This window comes from Paenibacillus sp. FSL H3-0310 (assembly GCF_038002785.1).
GTDB lineage: Bacteria > Bacillota > Bacilli > Paenibacillales > Paenibacillaceae > Paenibacillus_AQ > Paenibacillus_AQ odorifer.
The window spans coordinates 596,288-617,159 of the sequence record NZ_JBBODC010000002.1 but is presented as its reverse complement, the minus strand read 5'-3'; the positions used below and the strand labels follow the sequence as shown (position 1 = coordinate 617,159).

Annotated in this window: 17 protein-coding genes; 9 read left to right on the top strand and 8 right to left on the bottom strand. The window is 41.1% G+C overall.

Annotated elements, in window-relative coordinates:
• Window positions 1–3 precede the first annotated feature (3 nt).
• On the bottom strand, window positions 4–909 hold the full coding sequence (locus MHH63_RS22170; RefSeq protein ID WP_341172115.1) for a LysR family transcriptional regulator: 906 nt from the start codon (window positions 907–909) through the stop codon (window positions 4–6).
• Between the two features lie 110 nt (window positions 910–1,019).
• On the opposite strand from MHH63_RS22170, the gene MHH63_RS22165 reads away from it, so the two are divergent.
• The 5 genes from MHH63_RS22165 to MHH63_RS22145 all read left to right on the top strand — a co-directional run bounded on the left by MHH63_RS22165 (window position 1,020) and on the right by MHH63_RS22145 (window position 7,150).
• Window positions 1,020–1,424 (top strand): tautomerase family protein, encoded by a 405-nt coding sequence (locus MHH63_RS22165; protein WP_076124624.1) that lies wholly within the window; start codon window positions 1,020–1,022, stop codon window positions 1,422–1,424.
• Between the two features lies 1 nt (window position 1,425).
• A complete protein-coding gene (locus tag MHH63_RS22160) occupies window positions 1,426–1,755 on the top strand; it encodes a carboxymuconolactone decarboxylase family protein (protein ID WP_076124622.1) in 330 nt (109 codons plus the stop codon).
• 84 nt (window positions 1,756–1,839) lie between these two features.
• Entirely contained in the window at window positions 1,840–3,414 is a 1,575-nt protein-coding gene (locus tag MHH63_RS22155; protein WP_076278971.1) for a sigma-70 family RNA polymerase sigma factor, read from the top strand.
• Between the two features lie 265 nt (window positions 3,415–3,679).
• The gene (locus MHH63_RS22150; protein WP_340394861.1) at window positions 3,680–6,070 is read left to right on the top strand and encodes an ABC transporter permease; all 2,391 of its coding nucleotides are present in this window, start codon (window positions 3,680–3,682) and stop codon (window positions 6,068–6,070) included.
• 102 nt (window positions 6,071–6,172) lie between these two features.
• Window positions 6,173–7,150, top strand: a complete 978-nt coding sequence (locus tag MHH63_RS22145) for a phosphotransferase (RefSeq protein ID WP_076304317.1) — start codon at window positions 6,173–6,175, stop codon at window positions 7,148–7,150.
• Window positions 7,151–7,197: 47 nt separating this feature from the next.
• Here the strand turns inward: MHH63_RS22145 and MHH63_RS22140 are convergent, their stop codons facing one another.
• A complete protein-coding gene (locus MHH63_RS22140; RefSeq protein ID WP_076124617.1) occupies window positions 7,198–8,091 on the bottom strand; it encodes an AraC family transcriptional regulator in 894 nt (297 codons plus the stop codon).
• 145 nt (window positions 8,092–8,236) lie between these two features.
• On the opposite strand from MHH63_RS22140, the gene MHH63_RS22135 reads away from it, so the two are divergent.
• The 3 genes from MHH63_RS22135 (at window position 8,237) to MHH63_RS22125 (ending at window position 13,029) form a co-directional block, all read left to right on the top strand.
• A complete protein-coding gene (locus MHH63_RS22135; protein WP_340394862.1) occupies window positions 8,237–10,489 on the top strand; it encodes a beta-L-arabinofuranosidase domain-containing protein in 2,253 nt (750 codons plus the stop codon).
• A gap of 306 nt (window positions 10,490–10,795) precedes the next feature.
• Window positions 10,796–12,511, top strand: coding sequence for an ABC transporter ATP-binding protein (locus MHH63_RS22130; protein ID WP_340394863.1), 1,716 nt, complete (start codon window positions 10,796–10,798; stop codon window positions 12,509–12,511).
• Window positions 12,512–12,546: 35 nt separating this feature from the next.
• Window positions 12,547–13,029 (top strand): NUDIX hydrolase, encoded by a 483-nt coding sequence (locus tag MHH63_RS22125; RefSeq protein ID WP_076101239.1) that lies wholly within the window; start codon window positions 12,547–12,549, stop codon window positions 13,027–13,029.
• Between the two features lie 65 nt (window positions 13,030–13,094).
• On the opposite strand, the gene MHH63_RS22120 is transcribed toward MHH63_RS22125, so the two are convergent.
• Window positions 13,095–13,991, bottom strand: coding sequence for a LysR family transcriptional regulator (locus tag MHH63_RS22120; RefSeq protein ID WP_076185668.1), 897 nt, complete (start codon window positions 13,989–13,991; stop codon window positions 13,095–13,097).
• A gap of 339 nt (window positions 13,992–14,330) precedes the next feature.
• On the opposite strand from MHH63_RS22120, the gene MHH63_RS22115 reads away from it, so the two are divergent.
• Complete coding sequence (locus MHH63_RS22115; RefSeq protein ID WP_340394864.1) at window positions 14,331–15,002, top strand: O-methyltransferase; 672 nt, start codon at window positions 14,331–14,333, stop codon at window positions 15,000–15,002.
• Between the two features lie 214 nt (window positions 15,003–15,216).
• Here MHH63_RS22115 and MHH63_RS22110 read toward each other — a convergent pair whose 3' ends face one another.
• The 5 genes from MHH63_RS22110 to MHH63_RS22090 form a co-directional block, all read right to left on the bottom strand.
• Window positions 15,217–17,163 carry an ABC transporter permease gene (locus MHH63_RS22110; protein WP_341172114.1) on the bottom strand — a complete coding sequence of 649 codons (1,947 nt, stop codon included), beginning with the start codon at window positions 17,161–17,163 and terminating at the stop codon, window positions 15,217–15,219.
• On the bottom strand, window positions 17,153–17,914 hold the full coding sequence (locus tag MHH63_RS22105; protein WP_038568421.1) for an ABC transporter ATP-binding protein: 762 nt from the start codon (window positions 17,912–17,914) through the stop codon (window positions 17,153–17,155). The genes MHH63_RS22110 and MHH63_RS22105 overlap by 11 nt, the downstream gene beginning before the upstream one ends.
• Window positions 17,915–18,020: 106 nt before the next feature.
• A complete protein-coding gene (locus tag MHH63_RS22100) occupies window positions 18,021–19,025 on the bottom strand; it encodes a sensor histidine kinase (protein WP_076218981.1) in 1,005 nt (334 codons plus the stop codon).
• Window positions 19,022–19,711, bottom strand: a complete 690-nt coding sequence (locus MHH63_RS22095) for a response regulator transcription factor (RefSeq protein WP_076124606.1) — start codon at window positions 19,709–19,711, stop codon at window positions 19,022–19,024. Before MHH63_RS22095 ends, MHH63_RS22100 begins: the two co-directional genes overlap by 4 nt.
• A gap of 77 nt (window positions 19,712–19,788) precedes the next feature.
• On the bottom strand, window positions 19,789–20,679 hold the full coding sequence (locus MHH63_RS22090; protein ID WP_248549116.1) for a TetR/AcrR family transcriptional regulator: 891 nt from the start codon (window positions 20,677–20,679) through the stop codon (window positions 19,789–19,791).
• Between the last annotated feature and the right edge of the window lie 193 nt (window positions 20,680–20,872).

Below are 20,872 nucleotides of genomic sequence, written 5' to 3'. Positions count from 1 at the left end.
GGTTCAAATGTGGAGCGTAGGATTAGCATTACTAATCCTCTCAATTTCTTCTTTTATGATTTGTAGGATTAGTTCTTTAGATGATGTTGCTAGATATTCTCGGTTGCGCCGCTGCAATATACCCACTTGAATGAACGGCTCGCTTAGTTCAACATCTATTTTTACGATATCTGTCATTAAAGCTGTCGAATCAAGCACTACCCCCACCCCAGGGTTCTTTCTTACAAAATGAGGAATAGCAGAAATTTGGCTTATGGTGGATAAAGTGGGCTTTGATTCGAATCTCGAAAATTGCTTAGCTAACCGAAGGTAATATAAGCAAGTGCGTCCTCCAGCTATAATTGGATATTCAAGAATTTCTCGAAATGAAATCTCGTCTCGTCCGTTTAAAGGATGATTTTCATCTACTATAAAAGCGATTTTCTCGTGATAAAGCGGTTCGAAATAAAAGAAAGACAGGTCGGACGGCTCACCGCAGATGGCGAAATCCAGTTCTCTTTGTAGAACAAGTTGTGAGAGGGAATCAGTGTTACCCTGAATGAAGTTACATGCCATCTTTGGTTTTTGCTCCTGAAACTTTCGCAAGGCGTTCGGTAGGACGGATTCCATCATGGATTCAATGCTTCCGATATGAAGTGTACCAATTTCGTCATGCTGTAAAGCTTTGGTGAGTTCTGTTACATAGTTCCAATGTTGAATAAGGTTATCGATTTCCCCTGCAAAAACTTGCCCGGCACTTGTCAGTTCTACTTCCCAGCCTCTGTGAAAGAGTTGTATGCCCAGTTCTTTTTCAAGTCGTTGAATTTGGTTGGTAATAGTAGACTGTGCATAATTCAACTTCTCTGCAGCGCGTGAGAAAGTGCCTTCTTGAAGAATGGTCTTAAAAGCCATCAGTTCTTTTAGATCCATCGATTGTCACCTCTATCGGTATAATTGATTAAGATTATTATCTTATTCAATTATATAAATCAAAATACTGAGAGTACAATAAAAGAATTCCAAAGAAGGAGTGAATTATAATGCCATTCATTAGAGTCAGTTATCTGGAGCAACAATACGACACTCATCAGCTAGAAGGAATATGCAGAGCGATTATGAGCGCGTTAATTCAGCATTTCCATGTACCGGAGGATGATATGTTTCAGGTTTTTCATGCGCATAAAGCGGGGGAATTTTTTTATAGTAAAGATTATTTAAATATTGAACGAAGCGACGGACTGATATATATCCAAGTTACGCTAAAATCCGGAAGATCAACGGAACAGAAGAAAAGCTTTTACGCGAGGCTAGCCGAGGAATTATCGATGACGCTAAACATCAGAAAAGAAGATATATTCATTGTGCTCGTCGATACGGAATTCGAAGATTGGTCGTTTGGTAACGGTGTTGCTCAAATGCTACAACCTCCGGTTAGGGAGGTGTAATATGGCGCATCAGAAAATCGTCACAAATGTACGGGAATCGTTAGGGGAGTTCGCTCCGGCATTCGTCGACTACTCGGAAAATGTGTTATTTGGGGACTTATGGAGACGTGAGCAATTATCACTTCGGGATCGTAGCATGATTACGATTTCTGCCTTGGTGATGGGGGGCATGACGGAACAACTCCCCTATCATCTGCACTTGGCTTTAGAGAACGGCTTACAACTTGAAGAAATCGTGGAGGCCATCACCCACCTTTCTTTTTATGTAGGTTGGCCGCGAGCCTCTTCAGCTCTAGAAGTTGCAAAGGATGTAATAGGAAAAAATAAATAACGTCTGACTTTTCAATCCCATCCGTAACCTTTAGGAACTTCATTGGCACTTGTATATAATACGGAAGAAGGGAGCGGAGGACAGATGCTTCAGTATATAGAAGAGGCTAAACAAGGAGACCGACAAGCTTTTGAACAGATTGTTAAGCACTTTACACCGATGGCCAATGCAGTTGCGTTCGAAAAGCTGCGTGACTATCAATTAGCGGAAGATGCTGTGCAGGAAGCTTTCACAGAAGCCTTTTTGCATTTGAATAAATTACGAGCAGTAGAGGCATTCCCGGGCTGGTTTAAAGCTATTGTGGTGCGGCAATGTTATCGCATCTTGCGAAGAAAGCAGCATCCTGCATTACCCTACGAGGAAGCTGCGCAAGCGACAGAATCTTCATTTTCTATAGCAGATATTATTGAAAAAAAGGAAACCCAGCGGCTGGTTCACGAGTCTATAGCTGCATTAACTTCCAATATGCGGATTGCCGTTCAATTATATTATTTTCAAGGCTACTCACTACAAGAGATTGCTGACTTTCTGGGGACTTCGGTTTCGGTGTTGAAGAAGCGACTTTTTGATGCCCGCCGCAAGCTGAAAGGTGCATTGCCTGTGGCAGATGTTCTTTCCGTATTCAACCATTTGTACGAAGGGGGAAAAGCTGTGCTTCACATTGTAAATGGAGATGTAGTGGGAGAGAAGCTGCGGCAAGGAATCGTGAAAGGTGATGTACTAGTGTGGAGAGAGGTATATTCGCATGGGCCGGTATTCTTGGATTCTGCCGATGGAGATAACCGCGCTGTTCGAGCGCAATATTTGGAACAAACGATGGGGATTCCGCAGAGGGAATTTATCGCCAATAGTGAGAGGCAAGAGAAGATTTTAGCTGATTTCCATAAATATGAAGAAGTGGTGTTATGGTTCGAGCATGACCTTTTCGATCAGACGATGCTCAGTTATTTACTCCATTGGTTCTCGAAGCAGAAAATGTTAACCACCAAGCTAAGCTTACTATGCATTGGAGAGTATCCGGGAATAAAGTTATTTCGAGGACTTGGACAACTTTCTATAGAGCAGATGGAAACATTATCAGGCACATGGAAGCTAATCGGAGCCAAAGAATTAGAAGCAGGTCAAGCACTCTGGGAAGCCTATGTATCACCGAATCCAGAATTGCTGTCACCACGATTAACTATAGATACGTCGGCTTTACCCTTTGCACATGACGCCTTCCGGGCGCATTTATCGCGCTTTCCTTCTACTACAAACGGACTTGGCATCGTAGAACAAATCACGCTGGAGATGATCCATGAGGGAATAAAATCACCCTATGAGCTGTTCAAAAATGTGGGTGATAAGCTTCATATCTTGGGAATGGGCGACTTGCAATATTGGCATATCCTAAGAAAGATGGTACAAGGCACGTACCCTTTGCTACAAACTCATGGATGCAATGAGTTCCCTGTTTATAACGATTCAGTAATGCAATTTAAAGACTGTGAGCTTGTATTAACAGAGCTAGGTAAGAGTGTAATAGCTGGAAACGAAGACTGGGTGCAGAAGAATGGCAGCGATGAGTGGTTTGGAGGTGTACATCTGCAAGGATTGACTCCGCGCTGGCGGTGGAATCCGTTGGTCGGTGCGCTTCAGGAGAGAAGTACCGAGGCGTAATTTATTAATCTAAATGTTTGCTACACAAGGCATATTGAGCATAAAAAGACTTCCACTAACTTGGAGATACTCAAACGCTCCAGAGGGGGAAGTCTTTTTTGTTGTATCCATATATTATATGAATAGTAAATATAGTATATATCATCTATTTAAAGGGTGATTGATCTTTGTTGGAGAATATTATCTATAGAATAAATAGTGAAAGTATTCACTTGATGATGCAAAGGGAGGAATATTCGTTATACGATAGGAGGATGATGTATCAATGTCCATACAGAATAAAACAGCAATGATAAGAATTGCAAAAGCAAATTTAAAAGCGGAAAAAACCAAAAATTACTTTGTAGGCAGTGTGATAGCTTTAGCTGCGTTTTTATTAACTGTTGTAATGACCTTTGGTTATAATTCTTTTACTAACCTACAACATGAGTCGAATTTCCAGGCTTTATTCTATAATCTCAATAACAATGAAATCTCACGATTGAAAGAAATAGAGGGAATTAATAAAATCGGACTCTATAAGGAAATAGGCAGAGAGAAAAAAGAGGAACGCCTATTGTCCATTCTCTACACGGATCAAGCCATGATGGATTTATCAAATGCCAATATCGTTCTGGGGAAGTTCCCTACAAAAGAAAATGAAATTGCAATAGAAAAAGACTTTCAGTTATCCGATGATCGAAGCCTGGGGCTTGGCGATTCTATTTCTTTGCAATTTAGAAACAATGCCAGCAAAGAATTTCAAACCAGCCAATTTGTGATTTCTGGAATTCTGCAAACAACCGCATCAGGTAACGAGAATCGAATCGGCTACAATGCTCTGGTATCAAGCGCGTTCGTTGAGGCAGATCCATTTCTTTCCAAAGAGGATTTCTCCGCGGCAATTAGCATCAACAACAGCAGCAGTTATTCCAACGAGGAACTGAAGTCAAAAATCAAAGAAATAGGGCAGCGAATGGGTATCTCTGAGAGAAATATTCAGATCAATAATGTAAATGTGGACAGTAATAATCTGTCAGGAAGCACTGTGATATCCATCCTGTCTATCATGCTGATCATCGCACTGGCTTGTTGGCTAGTTATCTACAATATCTTTTATATTTCAATTACTAAGCGAATTAAACAATACGGACAACTTAGAGCAATCGGTGCAACAAAAAAGCAGATAAAACAGCTAGTTCTATATGAAGGGAAAAATCTTTCAAGAAAATATATCCCTATTGGAGTTATCTTAGGATGTTTAATGAGCTGGATTTTAAGTGGCTTTCACTGGAATGCAGTTCCAAGTTTTTCACTTGCCTTTTTAGCCGGTTTGCTCACCAAAGTAACAGTTAGAGCTTCATTAAACGCACCATCTAAATTCGCATCAAGAATCTCTCCTATAACAGCGATTAGACATGTAGATGCCGATGTTAATACAAAAAAGGAGAAAAGAAACTCGAAAAGACTCACACCATTTTCTTTAGCTGCATTGAACTTATCAAGAAGCAGGAAAAAGACGGTGTTAACTTTGCTGTCTCTTTTTTTAAGCGGAACGCTATTTGTTTCCTTGGGGACATTATTAAACTCGGTCGATCCAATCTCAAAAGCAGAGAAATATTTTCCGAATCATGGTCGGTTTGATATTCAAATTAATAATGAGTTGTATTCTGAAACAACCTCATTAAGTGATCTTCAGACGGAAGGGCAACTATCTACTTCTTTAAAAAATAAAATCCTAGCTATAAATGAAGTTGAGGACGTAATCGAACATCAGTATATTGAAGCTGCTATCGAAGGAATAAAAACGGATGACGGGGCCGCGATAGTCAGTATTGAGAATATCCCTACGTTAAACAACGAAAGATGGAGTAGTCATTTGGCTGAGGGGAAGATCCCAGATGTTGATTCGTCGGATGCATCCTACATACTCCTTAACAGCGCCAGTAGTGACTTAGATTATTACGGGGCTCATTACGCTGTCGGTGATCATATTTCATTCATAATTGCTAATGATCAGGAGAAGGCCAAACATGATTTTGAGATCATTGGAGATATTACGGATAAGAATTCAGGAACTTCATTTTATCTTCCACCCAAAGTAATGCAAACTGTAGCCCCTTTTAATAGCAATAAGAGCTACGAAGTTATTACTATGGATAAATCGAATGAAGAGTCAATAAAGAGTGAGTTAGAGGGTGTGATTCTCAATGAGGATACACTCAAATTATTGTCTTTTTCCGAAGTTGTGGAATCCAATAGAATTGCTTTTAGAACTATCACTATTTCAGTGTATAGTTTTATGGTTTTTATAGCAGTATTCAGTATGATCAATCTCTTGAACACCATAATCACCACTATTTCTGCAAGAAAAGGGGAGCTAGGCCTTATGCAAGCCATAGGAATGAGCCGAAAACAATTAATGGCTATGTTAACCTATGAAACAGGATTTTTAGTGGTTGGAAGCTTTACGATGGCTCTTTTTACGGGCAATCTAATGGGATACATGATAAGTAAGAGTGCAGGGAATATGGGGGGGCTTTCCTACATTCAATACCAATTCCCTTGGAGTGCTATTTTCCTGTATTTCTTGGTTATTTTACTTGTCCAGACTGGTATGGTTCAGTTTGTTAGACGATCAATATCGAAGCAGAGCATTATAGAGCAATTAAATTAACGATGCGGAAAGTTTAGCTATATTTAATAAATCCCTCGCCTTTATACGGGCCAAACGTGAAAATAAATAGTGAGTAGTAATTAACGTTGAAGGGTGATTTATATGCTGAAACTGCCGGTGTATCATTCCGTAATTTCTTCCCATGCCATAGTACCCGTAATTAATGATCTTTATGAAATCGGGGATGTTCTGGAGTGTAGTTTTTATGAGAACGGACTTAATGATACCTATTTACTAAAGACCTCTATTGATAAATACATTCTTAGGATCTATAAAGCTCATTGGCGAAATAAACATGAGATTGATTTTGAAGTGGAGTTATTGAATCACTTAAATAAGAAGAATATCCCGGTATCGGCTCCGGTAATCAGCAGGGATGGTGGTTACCTAATTGAGCTGGAGGCTCCTGAAGGAACACGTTACGCAGTTCTGTTTACTTTTGCAAAAGGCAATTATTCCGATGAAAAAGCTAGCTGTGAATTATACGGTGAACAAGTGGCTAAGATGCATCTGGCTATGGATGATTTCGAATGTGGGCAGCAAAGATTTACGCTTAATCTGGATCATCTGCTTCAAGAACCGCTTCAATCGATTCGCAAGCCTTTATCCCACAGGCAAGAGGATATCGATTATCTAGAATCTTTGTCGGAAGTATTGGCAAATAGCATAGCTGAAATCTCATCAGAGCTGGATTGGGGGGCATGTCATGGTGATCTTCATGGAGCGAACGTACATTTCTACGAGGATACCCTGACTCATTTCGACTTTGATTGCGGAGGTTTTGGCTGGAGGGCCTATGATGTTTCCGTGTTTCTGTGGTCAAGGGTTAGAGGGAAAGAACGAGAGCATTTTGACAATGAACAATGGACTGTTTTCCTGAACTCATACCAAAAGCATAAAGTATTATCTGAGAACGATTTAAAGGCAATCCCTATATTTGTTGCTATCCGGGAGATATGGTTGATGGGTCTGCACACAGGGAACGCACAGGTTTGGAGTTGCGGGTGGCAAAACGATCATTACTTCAATACTAATCTGCAATTCCTACGTAATTGGTGTGAAGTTCATTCTATCCAATAGACAATACCCAAACAAGAAGCCACTCCATATTTAGGGGTGGCTTTACTTCAGTCATTATTCATAAACGTCTTATGATAAGCGTTACGATATTGGGTGGGCGTCATGTTTTCGTATTTTCGGAAGAGGCGCATGAAATATTTATCGTCGGTGAACCCCGTCTCTGTCGCGATGTCCCTCACGCTTAATGCGGTTCTGGTTAGTAGCTCCTTCGCTTTAGTCACACGTACTGAATGGATATATTCTAATGGCCCCATGGAGGTATGCTGTTTAAATAGCCGAGCTAGATAGTCCTTGTTGTAATTGAATTTATCCGCGATGATGGCCACGGTAAGCGGTTCGCTTGCATGTATCCTTGTCCACTCAGCTATTTTGACGAAGGTGACATCTTGCTGTGCGCGGATCAGCTTACTGGCGAACGGCTGAAGTGCATGCTCAGACAGCTCAATTAAAAGCGAGGTCAGCAAATAATTAACGCTGGAATAGGTTAAATACCCCGAGTTGGCCACATGAAGGATTTGATTCGCCAGAATATGAATCCGGTCACTATGTTCGATTTTTATGATTTGGGGCAGATATAGATCATGTACGGACCATAAGCGCTGTGTGCGCGAAAAGATTTCTTCTGCCTCAGGCTTCATTTCCTCCTCACTCAGTAATAACCCCTCGGTTGTCAGTTCGAAATGAAACCAATAAAACTTAACCCCGGGTCGTGACTCTCTATAGCCGACATGTGTGCGATTAGGCATGAGCAGAAAAGCTTCGTCAGGACCTACTTCAAATTGTTTGTTCTCCTCACTCAAATATACCGTTTCGTTCACGCCAATGATTAGTTCGTAGTTCCCCATAACACGCTCCACATGCTTCCATGGTGTTTCTGAGATAAATTCACCTGCCGCTGTAAAATGAACAGGTACATCTGCATTTATTTTTAAGTAGGTCATGCGGTCCTCCTAGCAATCAATAAGTCGGGTTTGTCCACTATTTGTACGACTGATCTACCGACAAATCAACGTTCCGGTGTTATCTTATGGATACAAATATACACTTGTCATCTAACCCTGACAAGATTGCGAGGGAGCGATTTCATTGAAGACGCAAGCTTTTGATCTACAGAACGTACGAATTGATTCAGGTCCACTTCTCCATGCGATGGAGTTAAATACTGATTATTTACTTAAGCTTGAGGCAGATCGGCTTCTGTCGCGTTTTCGCGAATATGCTGGCTTAGAGCCTAAGGCTGCTCACTACGAGGGCTGGGAATCTCAGGGTATTAGCGGCCATACGTTAGGCCATTTTATTTCTGGATGTGCGTTAATGTATGCCTCTACGGGAAATGAAGAGCTGCTACAACGCGTGAATTATGTAGTAGATGAATTAGAGCAATGTCAGGATGCGCATGGCAATGGCTTTATTTCCGGCATTCCTCGTGGCAAGGAGTTATTTGAGGAAGTGAAGGCAGGCGACATTCGCTCACAGGGCTTTGACCTCAACGGAGGTTGGGTGCCGCTTTACACGATGCATAAGCTGTTTGCAGGTCTTCGCGATGCTTATCGATTGGCCGGCAATCAGAAGGCGCTCGTTATTGAAACGAAGCTGGGGCTGTGGCTTGAGGATATTTTTGCAGGGCTGAGTAAAGATCAGATCCAAGAGGTGCTGCGTTGTGAGTTTGGCGGCATGAATGAAGCGCTGACGGATTTGGCAGAGGATTCCGGAGAAGATCGTTTTCTCGCGTTAGCGGAAAGCTTTTATCATGGGGAAGTGCTTAATGATCTGGCCGTAGAAAAAGATACCCTAGCTGGAAGACATGCTAATACACAGATTCCAAAAATCATCGGAGCTGCTAGACAATATGAGGTAACAGGGCAGGAGCATTATGCAGGTATTTCCCGCTTCTTCTGGGATCGGGTCGTGAATCATCATTCTTATGTGATCGGCGGCAACAGCTATAATGAGCATTTTGGTGAACCGGATAAGTTAAATGATCGATTGGGTGAAGGTTCATGTGAGACATGCAACACGTACAACATGCTGAAGCTGACTAAGCATATGTTCCAATGGGATGCGTATGCAGCGTATGCGGATTACTACGAACGTGCGATGTATAACCACATCTTAGCCTCTCAGGAGCCGGTAGATGGCCGGGTATGTTACTTCGTATCTCTCGAGATGGGTGGACATAAATCGTTTAATTCGCAGTTCGAAAGCTTTACGTGTTGTGTAGGTTCGGGAATGGAAAGCCATTCTATGTATGGCTCGGCGATATACTTCCATAGTGCAGATGAGCTTTATGTCAATCAGTACGTACCTTCTACAGTGGCTTGGAAAGAGCAAGGCATTAGCTTGCAGCAAGAGACCAAGTTCCCGGCAGAGGGACAAGGTATACTGCGGATCAGTGCAGCACAGCCAACGAAATTCACATTAAAGCTAAGATATCCTTACTGGGCTGAGCAAGGGATGAGTGTTAGCGTAAATGGTGAAGACGTTCAAGTAAATGTAGGCAAATCTAACTACTTTACTTTGGATAGAGAATGGCAGGATGGAGACGTTGTCGAATACGATATTCCGATGTCGGTGAGAATCGAGACGATGCCGGATAATCCGAACCGAGTTGCATTCCTTTACGGGCCACTTGTGCTCGCAGGTGATTTTGGGCCTATAAATGCAGAGACCAATAGCGATCGCGCCCTTGCTTCCGTATTAATCGGAGATCGGGACACACTGACGGACAACCTCATCCAATCTAATGTGAGCAAAAATGTGTTCCGGATGAAAGGTTTAGGGTATACAGGGGATCATGAGCTTCGTCCGTTCTACCCTATGCATGATCATCGTTATTCCGTGTATTGGGATTTATTTACACCGGAAGAGTGGAAGCTGGCAGAGGCTGAATATCGCGAAGCTGTGGAGAATAACTTGCTGCTTGAGCAGTTAACTGTCGATTCAGTACAACCTGCTGAAATGCAGCCTGAACGCGATCATAATTTCACAGGTGAATTTGTAGGCTTAGGTAAAATCCACAATCGCAAGTATCGGGACAGCTGGATCAATGGCTGGTTTTCCTTCACGATGGAAGTTTTGCCGGATAAGCAAGTGGATTTGGTGGTCACGTATCTGAAGTCGAACGATACTTCGCTGGCATTTGATATTTTGGCGGATGGGGAGCAACTTGGTGTAGGCACTCTTGAGTCTGAGGAGATGAATAAGCTGGAGACGATTCGCTATGAACTCCCGCAGCCGATCACGAGCGGCAAATCAGCAGTTACGATCAAGTTTGCTTCTCATGAAGGACATAAGGTTGGCCAAGTGGCCGGACTACGTATCGTTAAACGTAATTCTTGAATAAAAAGGCTTACAGAATTATAATAGGGTCAATTCTTTTAATTGAGGTGAAATGGATGTCTTTCCGTACCGTTACAAGGAACTAGTTATCGGGCTGGGTGAAACGCGTACCAGCTATCAAGGGGGGAGTCTACCCTTTTGATTACAACTAACTAGAGCTTTGAACGGTGCCATAGGCAGCTATTTTTGTAGAGCCAGGCACTTAACCTATTTAACTTAGAGAACCGTTTATTTGTGGATGGTTTTTTACAGTGGGATAGAGGCGCCTGGCTTTTTTGCATTCAATTAAAAGAGGGGATAAATGATATGTTAAAAAAGAGTCTAGCTCATCTAAAGTGGTGGGTATGTGGTTATATTTTATTGGGTTTTGCCATTCAGCTGTTAAGTAGTTTAGGGGTTGTTGTCTTTCAAAAAATATTAGATAAGGCCACGGTAATCAACAGTTTTGGTGAAATATCCACATTAATTATGGTGTATGGGTTTCTGCTAGCTGGGGTGGCGATCCTGAATTATATAGACGAATACCCGAGTGTGTTTTTATCGAACAGCATCACGGAGCGGTTAAAGATTATTGCACTGTCCAAAATATCAAAAATGGATTATCAAGCGTATCAGGATATGGGAACAGGGCAGATGATTAAGGTGATCGAGAACGGGGCAGCGGCTGGAAACAGCATTATTTTTTCTTTTTTTCTCAAAACATTACATGAGTTGTTACCTACTCTTCTATTCAGTCTAGTCTTTATCAGCTTCTATGATCTAAGGATCATGTTAGTGATTGCAGCTGGCTACGTGGTTGTCTTTCTGATAACAAATCTGTTGTTGAAATTTCTGTATGCCATGAAGGCTACCATTCTCCAAGAGCAAGAAAAGATGTCCAGATTCTCTATCCGCGGGTTTATGGAATTGGTCGTCTTTAGAACCAACAAGAGATATGAGAAAGAGATCGGTAAATTAAGCCAGACTGCACGCACTATCATTCATAAAAATGCTCAGCTAAAAATGATCCATGAAGCTTTTTTTGCTATATTCGAGTTATTTGTCACGATCATTAAAGTTGTTGTCCTGATTTATGGTGTGAAAAGCATTGTCGCAGGCGAGACCTCACTAGGTATTGTGGTCGCATTGTTTATGTTCATCGATAAAATTTATACCCCAATTGCCATCTTTAATGTTTTATTTGTAGATTACAGACTGAATAAAGTGACCTACAGAAGATTCGAGGAATTTATTGCTGCCCCAGAAGATAAGAACTTGGAATCCGGAGAAGCCATCACTGAGCTCCAAGGCAATATTGAGTTTAGGGAGGTGTCCTTTACTTATGGGAATGTGCAGATTCTGAATAACCTGTCATTTTCGCTTACGCGAGGAGCTTCCGTTGCTATTGTCGGATTAAGTGGAGGCGGGAAATCTACGCTGATTAAATTGATTGTGGGGTTATTAAAAAAGGGCGAAGGTGAACTCTTACTGGACGGTAAGGATATCGATGAGGTTCGTTTGAATAGCTACTATGATCATATTTCCTATCTATCCCAAGATACGCCGATTTTTGATGCTACGATAAGGGATAATATTGTATTTGATGAGGATACTCTGTCCGATGAAGAGCTATATGAGATTCTGGGAAAAGTTCATTTGCAGGAAAAAGTAAGCCATTTACCGGATCGCTTAGATACTTTGGTAGGCGAAAAAGGTCTCAAATTATCAGGAGGCGAAAGACAGCGATTAGCGTTTGCCAGAGTCATTGCCCAAAAAAGAAATATTCTAATTCTGGATGAGCCCGTGTCAGCGCTTGATAATATCACTGAGCAAAGTCTTATGGAGACGATTTTGAATGAATTTAAGGACAAAACTATCATCATTGTGGCCCACAGGCTTAATTTTATAAAAGACGTTGATAAGATATTGGTAGTGGATCAAGGGTCAATTGTTGGGGAAGGGAAGTTTGATGATTTAATAGAACAGTGCGAAGCTTTTAAAGCGTTATGGAATAGAAAAATATCGTTTACAGATTATCGATAAATTGCTAGACTCTTCTAAAAAAAGAGGTGCTATCTATGGCTTGGCCAACACATATTGTAGCGGTGGGTGGAATTGCAATAAATGAAGAGGGAGATATTCTTTTAGTAAAAACACATCATGGTGGGTGGGTATTTCCTGGAGGACAAGTGGAAGTTGGAGAAAACCTAATGGATGCACTAATTCGCGAGATTAAAGAGGAAAGTGGAATAGATGTCGTTGTTTCTCAACTGATTGGCGTGTATTCGAATACAGGTATGCATAAATGGTATGACGGTGAGACGGATGTTCCTACCAAGGTCATGTTAGACTTTATCTGCAAGCCCGTGGGTGGAGAATTAAGTACTTCGGAGGAAACATCTGAAGTGATGTGGGTAGCCAAGGAGAAGGTGCTGGATCTGATTTCTGCAGCGGCTATTCGTACCCGCTATCAAGCTTATTTGGATTTCGACGGAAATACTAGGTACATGGATTATGTAACTGGAGGTGCGTTTGAAGTTAAATTGGATCGGACGGTGTAAAAAAGAAGCTTTGAGGCTTTCCCGAAAGGGAAGGCCTCTTTTGTTGGGAATGAGCAATCATTCCGCTATATCGTATAAGGATTGTGTCGAATCATCTCAATTAAATTCACTGCGGCTGCTGATAAGGGCTCATTTTTACGTGTACAGATCGCAATGGTATTTTTCAGATGGACGCCTTCTACATATACTCGGCACAATTCTCCACGCTCTACATATTTGCGTACGACTAATGAAGAAACGAAGTTTGCACCATATCCGGCGATAACGGCTTTGATGGCTTCATGTAGTCCATTAAATTGCAAAGAGATGATAGGAGCGGGTGTGTTGTATGTGCGGCATAAAGATAATAATCGCTCCCGCGTTGAACTCCCTTCTTCACGCATAACGAAGGGTTCCTTCATCATTTCGGATAGAGAAACTTGCTGATTGGCATAACGATGATCGGGTGCGACTACAAACCATAACTCGTCCTGAAATAACTCCTCTGTCTGGATTGTATCTGGATAAGCCTCGGCGATTCCTCCATAAATAGCTATATCCACATCTACATTTAACAGCTGCTTGAGGGCATCACTTGAGTTGGTAGTGGTGATCATCATCTCCACTTGTTCATATTGCTGCTTAAACTTTGCAATCCAGGTAGGAATGAGAAAGTGAGCAGGCAAATACGTTGCGGCTAGACGGATACTTCCGTTACTGCCGTTAACATAATCTTGAGCGAATTGCTCAATTTGTTGTTCTACGGCGAATAGTCGCTTGGCGAGTAGAGTAAGCTCTTCCCCTGCATCCGTTAAAGCAATTCCTCTGCCTTGAGGTTTAAATAGGGCAAAGGACAGTTCCTTTTCGAACTTCTTAATCTGCGCAGTGATGGCAGGCTGACTTATATTTAAAATTTCTGAAGCGCGTGTCACACTGCCTGCCGATGCGATTACATGGAATAAGCGTAAGGCATGTAGGTTCATGGTTAAACTCCCATTCTTCGATTCATATATTAAATATATAAATTAAATATAAAGATATATTATATTTATGATTATAACTGATTTACAATACAGATATAAAGATGAACTTGGAAAGATGAGATTAGGGAAAGGAATAATGGAGAGGAGGTTTGGAACTTTAGGAGCGTAGCGATCGCCTTTGTCTCCGGATTTCAACCATGAACAGTGTTTAAATTGAAGAAATCTGGAGACAACAGCGACCGGAAGTCCAAACACTCCTCGTAGTTACGAACGATCCCTAAATGTGGAATTTATAAGTTCATCTAAACCAAAATCAATACTAAAGGAGAAGTGATAAATATGAATCAAACGACTACTTGGGATAAAGCCGATCAGTATATTACAGAGCGCCTGATTCCACAGGACGCTGTGTTGGAAGAAGTGTTGGTCACCAATCAACAGGCAGGGTTGCCGCCCTTTGATGTTTCGCCTAGTCAGGGGAAATTCCTCAATCTACTGGTGCAAATGAAAGGTGCACGCCGGATTTTGGAGATTGGCACCTTGGGCGGGTACAGTACGATTTGGATGGCAAGAGCCCTGCCGTCTGACGGACAGATAGTTACCTTGGAGCTGGATCCTATTCATGCGCAGGTAGCTAAAGCTAATCTTTCGCTTGCCGAGGTGGATCATCTGGTAGAGCTTCGTGTAGGGGATGCATTAGAGCAACTGTCTCAGATGAAACAAGAGGGCGTTGAACCCTTCGACTTTATTTTTATAGATGCCGATAAACCGAATAATCCTAACTATTTAAAGTGGGCGCTGCAATTCTCCCAGCCCGGAACGGTGATCCTTGGAGATAATGTGATTCGTGAAGGGGAGGTCATTAATGAGAATAGCGAAGACGCTCGTGTAGTAGGCGTACGGGAATTCTATGATCTGTTGGCTGAAGAGCCTAGAATTTCGGCTACTGCCATTCAGACGGTGGGAAGCAAAGGTTATGATGGATTTGTATTGGGGATTGTGAATAGCTGAGGGATTCGACAGATCCTCTGAGCGTTACGGACCCCGTTGGCGTTATTTGCGAATTTTTAGCCTATAGAGCAGGGTTTCGGACTCCAGTGACGCTATTACTTAGAAAGAGGTTCATCTGTGTCCGATAGATGCCGGTGCCTCCTACCTGTAAATGATATCAAATCAAACAAAGGTGTCCCTAAGCCATGATGGCTTTTGGAACACCTTTGTTATTTTAAAGCGCCTCTTTAATTACCTTTTTGTAATAGAAGACGGACAATATTGCAAAGATCGAATACAAAGCAGTGTATAACAGCATCACCAGAATCATCGGTGTCCAAAGCTCTGTGCCGAATAAGAACCAGCCGGATTTAACGGCGAAGTAGCTGTGAAGCAGACCTATGACTAATGGAATACCGAAGTTGAACAATTGTTTCATCTGTATACCTCTGAGCAGATCACCTTGCGTGAACCCTAGCTTTCTCAGAATGGTGTAGTTAGGTTTTTCATTTTCACTTTCATCCATTTGTTTAAAGTATAGAATACATCCGGAGGTAATCAAGAAGGTTAACCCCAGAAAAGTAACGATAAACATAATGAGTCCCATATTTTGTTTTTGACCTTTTATCGACTCTAATTGAGAGTCTTGTTTGTTTTTCTCATCAAATTTCAAGGTCTTAAAAAGTTCATTTGCCTGTTCAACGCTGGCCCGGACTTTCATATCAATCCCGATATTAAGGGAGGATCCTCTTTGAAGGGCAGGATCTAAATCCTTCTTTAAGCGCTTAAAGATCGATTCGTCTACAACCGCAACCGGTAAGCCACCTCCTGTGTAATACCCTGAAATGGGACTTTCGATATCTAATCTTTTATAATCCTGTGGAAAAACCTCATGTAACCCTTTGAGTTCAATCGCACCTTTATCTTTCATAGTAACAAAATTATCCAGTGCACTGCTTGATTTCGTAAAATAAGCTTTATCTGGAGTTAGATCAACGTCTTCAAGTGCATTTTCACTTATGACCGCCAGGGTCATAATATTTGAAAACATATTGTCTCCGTCCGGTTTTTTAACAAGAATCTCTTCAACATCTACATCGACCTGAAGGACTTGGGTCCTTCTTTCTGTAAATACTAAATCATTTGCCGTTAGGATCTTTGTAAATTGTTCAGCCTCTTGGGCATTCGTGAATACAAAATCCGTTGGGACATATTGCTTGGAAGTTTTCTCAGCAGAGTAAAAGGAAATGTAGCTAAGGGATAATAAACCCAGGGCTAGTGCCGATACCGTTGTGATGATGGTCAATAATACGGCATTGGATTTCATGCGAAACATAATGGAGGAAAGAGATAGAACCTCTCTAATGTTCAGATAGCCGTTTTTCCGCTTACGAATGATATGAAAAATAAAACTTACCGAGCCTTTATAAAATAGATAGGTCCCAATAATGACGGATCCCAAAATAGTAATCATGGATATAGCCAATTGATTCATTGAGGTTACGTCGTCGGTAAGTAATTTAGAGGAGAGCACATAGCCCAGTAGGATTAGGCCAATTCCGACAATCCCTATGATCATTTCAAAGAAGGATAACTTTTTCACTGTACCTTCTGTTGTTGAGGTCACCCGGAACAAGGATAAGATACTTTGTCTTTTAATAAATCCATAATTCATCAGCATGATCAAAAGATAAATCACACAGAATACGATCAATGTCTGAATCAAAGCTTCGATAGAGAAATGAAGGGAGGCTATAGCATCGACCCCCATTATTTTAAATAAGATCATGAGGATCAATTTTGAGATAGAAAAGCCTACTAATATCCCCAGGATCAAGGAACCGAAATATAGGATAAAGTTCTCTGCCGAAAGAATGCGGAAAATTTTATTTTTGGTCATTCCAATTAACTGAAATAAGCCAATTTCTTTGCCGCGTCGTTTGATAAAGATCGTATTAGCATACAACAGGAAAATAGAGACAATTACGACTAGTAAAACCGAGGCAGCCGTGATGGCTGCGCCCCCTTTGATAGAGCTTTCCAGCTCATCCATCGAGGGATCATATTGCAAGGTGACAAAGGCGAAATATAAGGCCACACTAAAAACTAGCGCAAATACGTATAGGTAGTAATTTCGGATGTTTTTTCGCAGATTTCGAATCATTAATACATTAATGCTCATTCTGCACACCGCCTAATACACCCTGTGTTTTTATAATGTCGTTGAAGAAAACTTGTCTTGATTGTTCTCCTTTATTTAGTTGCGTATAGATTTTTCCATCTTTTATAAAAATAACTCTACTGCAATAACTGGCAGCCACTGGATCATGTGTAACCATAACGATAGTTGCTTTTCGTTTTTGATTGAGTTCACTTAGCTTATTTAATAAATCAGAAGCGGATTTAGAATCCAGCGCCCCGGTAGGCTCATCTGCAAAAATAATACTTGGATCATGAATGAAGGCACGAGCTGCTGAGGTACGTTGTTTTTGACCGCCAGAGATTTCATTGGGGTACTTATTTTTTAATTCCAAAATCCCCAATTCCTTTGCGAGACTTTCGAATTTCTGATTGGCGGCTTTCTTGGGTGTATTGGTAATGGATAGTGGCAGCAGGATGTTTTCCTTTACCGTCAGCGTGTCCAAGAGATTATATTCTTGAAATATAAAACCTAAATGATTCTTGCGAAATTCAGCAAGCTGCTTCTCTTTCATATTGGAGATTTCATTGCCCTCGATGGTAATAGATCCGTTACTGATTTTGTCGATCGACGAGAGTACGTTGAGTAGGGTGGTTTTACCTGAACCGGAAGGCCCCATGATGCCAACGAATTCGCCTTCTTCTATACGAATATCGAGTCCGCTTAACACGGATTGTTTGTTTAATTTATTGCCATAGCTTTTATGAATTTTAGTAGCTTCTAGAATTGCCATAATGATTCACTCCTTCGTTTCTTCTTGTATAGCTTTATTATAAAAAAGTTTATTGTTCTTATCCTGCGATTGCCCGAACAAAATATAAAAGCATGTGACATTGTTGTCACATGCTTGAGATTTTAACGAATTCATTTTTGAGTGGGAAGGTTAGCGTAAATGTTGATCCCGCTCCGAGCTTGGATTGAACCCCGATGATGATGAGTAAGGATTGAGCTGCTTTCTGAGCTAAATATAAGCCCATGCCTGTGGCGGCATTGTCGCGATGTACAGTAGTGGAAGTAAACCCTCTGTCGAAGATGCGCGGCAGGTCCTTCGGATCTATCCCGCGCCCGCAATCCTTCACCTCAAGAACGATATGTTCAGCTTGCTGGTAGCTATTCACTGTAATATCAGAAGCCTCACTATATTTTACGGCGTTGGTTAGAAGTTGTCTGAGGATAAAAGCCAGCCATTTAGCATCACTAAGCACTTCAGCAGCTTCTAAGTTCAACTCAAAGCCGATTCCCTTCTGAATACACCAAGATTGTAATGTCTTAATCTCACTAAAAATAAGCGTTTCTATATCGATTTGCTCCATGTACAGGTCGTTTTCAATAAATGGTATCCGTCTTTGATGGAGCTGCTGATCCAGCAGCAGGTGAATACGCAGCCACTCATAGGTCAAGTGCCCCTTCATAACATCATCTTCTATACGCTCAATCATTAGATGCATTGCGGTCAGTGGAGTCTTTACTTCATGAATCCAGGATAACAGCTCATCCTTCTCTTGCTCCAAATTCATTAAATTGTCTGAAGCAGTCTGCTTTAACAGTCTCACTTGGTTGGTGATGCTCTCTTCGATGATTTTCTCAAAAGGACTTTCGGCAAGAGCGATGCTTGTCAGATCGAGATCATCGTCGCGCTCATTTAAGCTTTTATAAAATCTGGTTTCCTTAGGATAGCGAATGACTAAAAAAATTACGAAAAAAATCATCGATAAAGAGACCAGATAGAGCACTGAAGACAGGGGGATGGTCGGGTCCATAAAGGTGATAAAGAGCATAAATAGATGTACAAAGAGAAAAAGAAAAATCCAACCGAGTCTTTCGAGCAGGTACTTTTTAATCATAGAGAATCCTCTTCAATGGCTACGTAGCCTTGTCCAACCTTCGTCTCAATAAACGCCCCTAATTCAAGCTCGTCGAGCTTTTTGCGCAGCCGATTTACGTTGACGGTAAGGGTGTTATCGCTAATAAAGCGCTTATCGTCCCATAAGCTATTAATTAATTCCTCGCGGGTGACAATTTTATTCTTTTTCTCAATGAGCAATTTCAATATGAAAATCTCATTTTTGGTAAGCTCAATCGTTCCCGTGTCGTTGGTCACTGAATTCCGCTCATAATCGACGGTAGCTCCGCACCACGTTTTGAGTTCAATGTTATCCGTATTGTAATTGTACACCCGCCGGAGAATGGCTTGCACCTTGGCAATGAGTACATCGAAATGGAAGGGCTTTTGGATATAATCATCGGCTCCCAGCTGCATGGACATCACCATATCTGTCGGATGATCCCGAGAGGATAAGAAGATAATCGGCAGATTAGAGTGAGAGCGAATCATTCTGCACCAATGAAATCCATCGAATTTGGGTAATTGGATATCAATTATCACTAAATCAGGTTTGATTTCCGTGAATTCCTGCGTAACATTGTTGAAATCTTGAATGCCATATACATCATAAGACCACTGCGTAAGCCGTTCTTTGATCTCATTAAACAGCGTTGTATCATCTTCGATTAATAAAAGCTTGAACAAATCGGTCACCACACTTTTAGTTTCGTGCCTTGCGTTTAGAATACGCTTAAATGATTGAAGCCATACTTTGATTGTGCTTAGAGCATTGCAGATAACACTGTCTGATAATGTGCAAATTCCTTCGTTTCATTAAACTGAGGGCACATTTTCAAGGAGAGCAGGGCGCTTTCGATTAAGAACTCTCTTGGTTCCTTATTGTTCATGATCTCTTCTTGGATAAAATATAACAGCTTCAGTGCATTGGACAGGCTAGGATCATCGGCGGCGAATGATTTATCTATGATTTTTTTTAAGCTTACGGTCGCAAACGATAAATCATTATTAAAAAAATCAGTGTATTCAGCAACAGGCAATAGTTTCCCTACATGATCGGGGGAGATAAGCTGCATTCCTTTTTCACTTAAGTCCTCAACAATCGTCTGGATAAGAGTAGTGCAATAATTAATGATTTGTTGAGAGGTAATGACTTCATTCATGGCACTGTTAATTTGCAGCATATGTTGCAAGATGCCTGTGAAAATGATGGCTCCATCCAGTAGATAGGGCTTTTTATCTTCAGAAAATATATGCAGGAAACGTTCATGCACCCAGGTTAATAAGGTGAATTTAGTTTTTTTGATGAACGTAATTAAGTCCGGATCATTGGAGACCAGGGCATCTTCAACCAGCTGCAACAATTTATTTTTTTTATTGATTTTCATAACCAGTTGAACTTGTTTAGCGAATATATCAATGTCAGAGGGGTCCTGGCCAATGAGCAGGCCATTTCTGCCTTCTTCCAGCTGGTCATGAATAGAGGTGAATACAGCTTTAAAGAGATCCCCCTTGGAAGGGAAATAATTATAAAAAGATCCTTTGGAGATCCGGCTGTGATTCAGAATGTCCTGTATGGATGTGGCGTGGTAGCCTTTTTCAATAAATAATTCATGTGCTTTTTGAATCACTTGCTCTTTCCGTTTATTTATCATCTTAGGTGCCCCTTTAAGCTGGACTCTTTTGTGCAAAAAAACACTTCACGTAGAATAGACTAGCTTATATTTCCACTTAATACAATTTAGTTTTTAAATGAATTCTGACTTGCCAAGCAGTAAATATAAGAGTAATATATTCTACATTGTAACATAAGTTCAAAATTGAACCGACGGTATGATTATAGAATGG

Bases quoted from the DNA above. Each gene is read 5' to 3' on its own strand.
- MHH63_RS22170 (WP_341172115.1), bottom strand. From the start codon at position 909: ATGGATCTAAAAGAACTGATGGCTTTTAAGACCATTCTTCAAGAAGGC.
- MHH63_RS22165 (WP_076124624.1), top strand. From the start codon at position 1,020: ATGCCATTCATTAGAGTCAGTTATCTGGAGCAACAATACGACACTCAT.
- MHH63_RS22160 (WP_076124622.1), top strand. From the start codon at position 1,426: ATGGCGCATCAGAAAATCGTCACAAATGTACGGGAATCGTTAGGGGAG.
- MHH63_RS22155 (WP_076278971.1), top strand. From the start codon at position 1,840: ATGCTTCAGTATATAGAAGAGGCTAAACAAGGAGACCGACAAGCTTTT.
- MHH63_RS22150 (WP_340394861.1), top strand. From the start codon at position 3,680: ATGTCCATACAGAATAAAACAGCAATGATAAGAATTGCAAAAGCAAAT.
- MHH63_RS22145 (WP_076304317.1), top strand. From the start codon at position 6,173: ATGCTGAAACTGCCGGTGTATCATTCCGTAATTTCTTCCCATGCCATA.
- MHH63_RS22140 (WP_076124617.1), bottom strand. From the start codon at position 8,091: ATGACCTACTTAAAAATAAATGCAGATGTACCTGTTCATTTTACAGCG.
- MHH63_RS22130 (WP_340394863.1), top strand. From the start codon at position 10,796: ATGTTAAAAAAGAGTCTAGCTCATCTAAAGTGGTGGGTATGTGGTTAT.
- MHH63_RS22125 (WP_076101239.1), top strand. From the start codon at position 12,547: ATGGCTTGGCCAACACATATTGTAGCGGTGGGTGGAATTGCAATAAAT.
- MHH63_RS22120 (WP_076185668.1), bottom strand. From the start codon at position 13,991: ATGAACCTACATGCCTTACGCTTATTCCATGTAATCGCATCGGCAGGC.
- MHH63_RS22115 (WP_340394864.1), top strand. From the start codon at position 14,331: ATGAATCAAACGACTACTTGGGATAAAGCCGATCAGTATATTACAGAG.
- MHH63_RS22110 (WP_341172114.1), bottom strand. From the start codon at position 17,163: ATGAGCATTAATGTATTAATGATTCGAAATCTGCGAAAAAACATCCGA.
- MHH63_RS22105 (WP_038568421.1), bottom strand. From the start codon at position 17,914: ATGGCAATTCTAGAAGCTACTAAAATTCATAAAAGCTATGGCAATAAA.
- MHH63_RS22100 (WP_076218981.1), bottom strand. From the start codon at position 19,025: ATGATTAAAAAGTACCTGCTCGAAAGACTCGGTTGGATTTTTCTTTTT.
- MHH63_RS22090 (WP_248549116.1), bottom strand. From the start codon at position 20,679: ATGATAAATAAACGGAAAGAGCAAGTGATTCAAAAAGCACATGAATTA.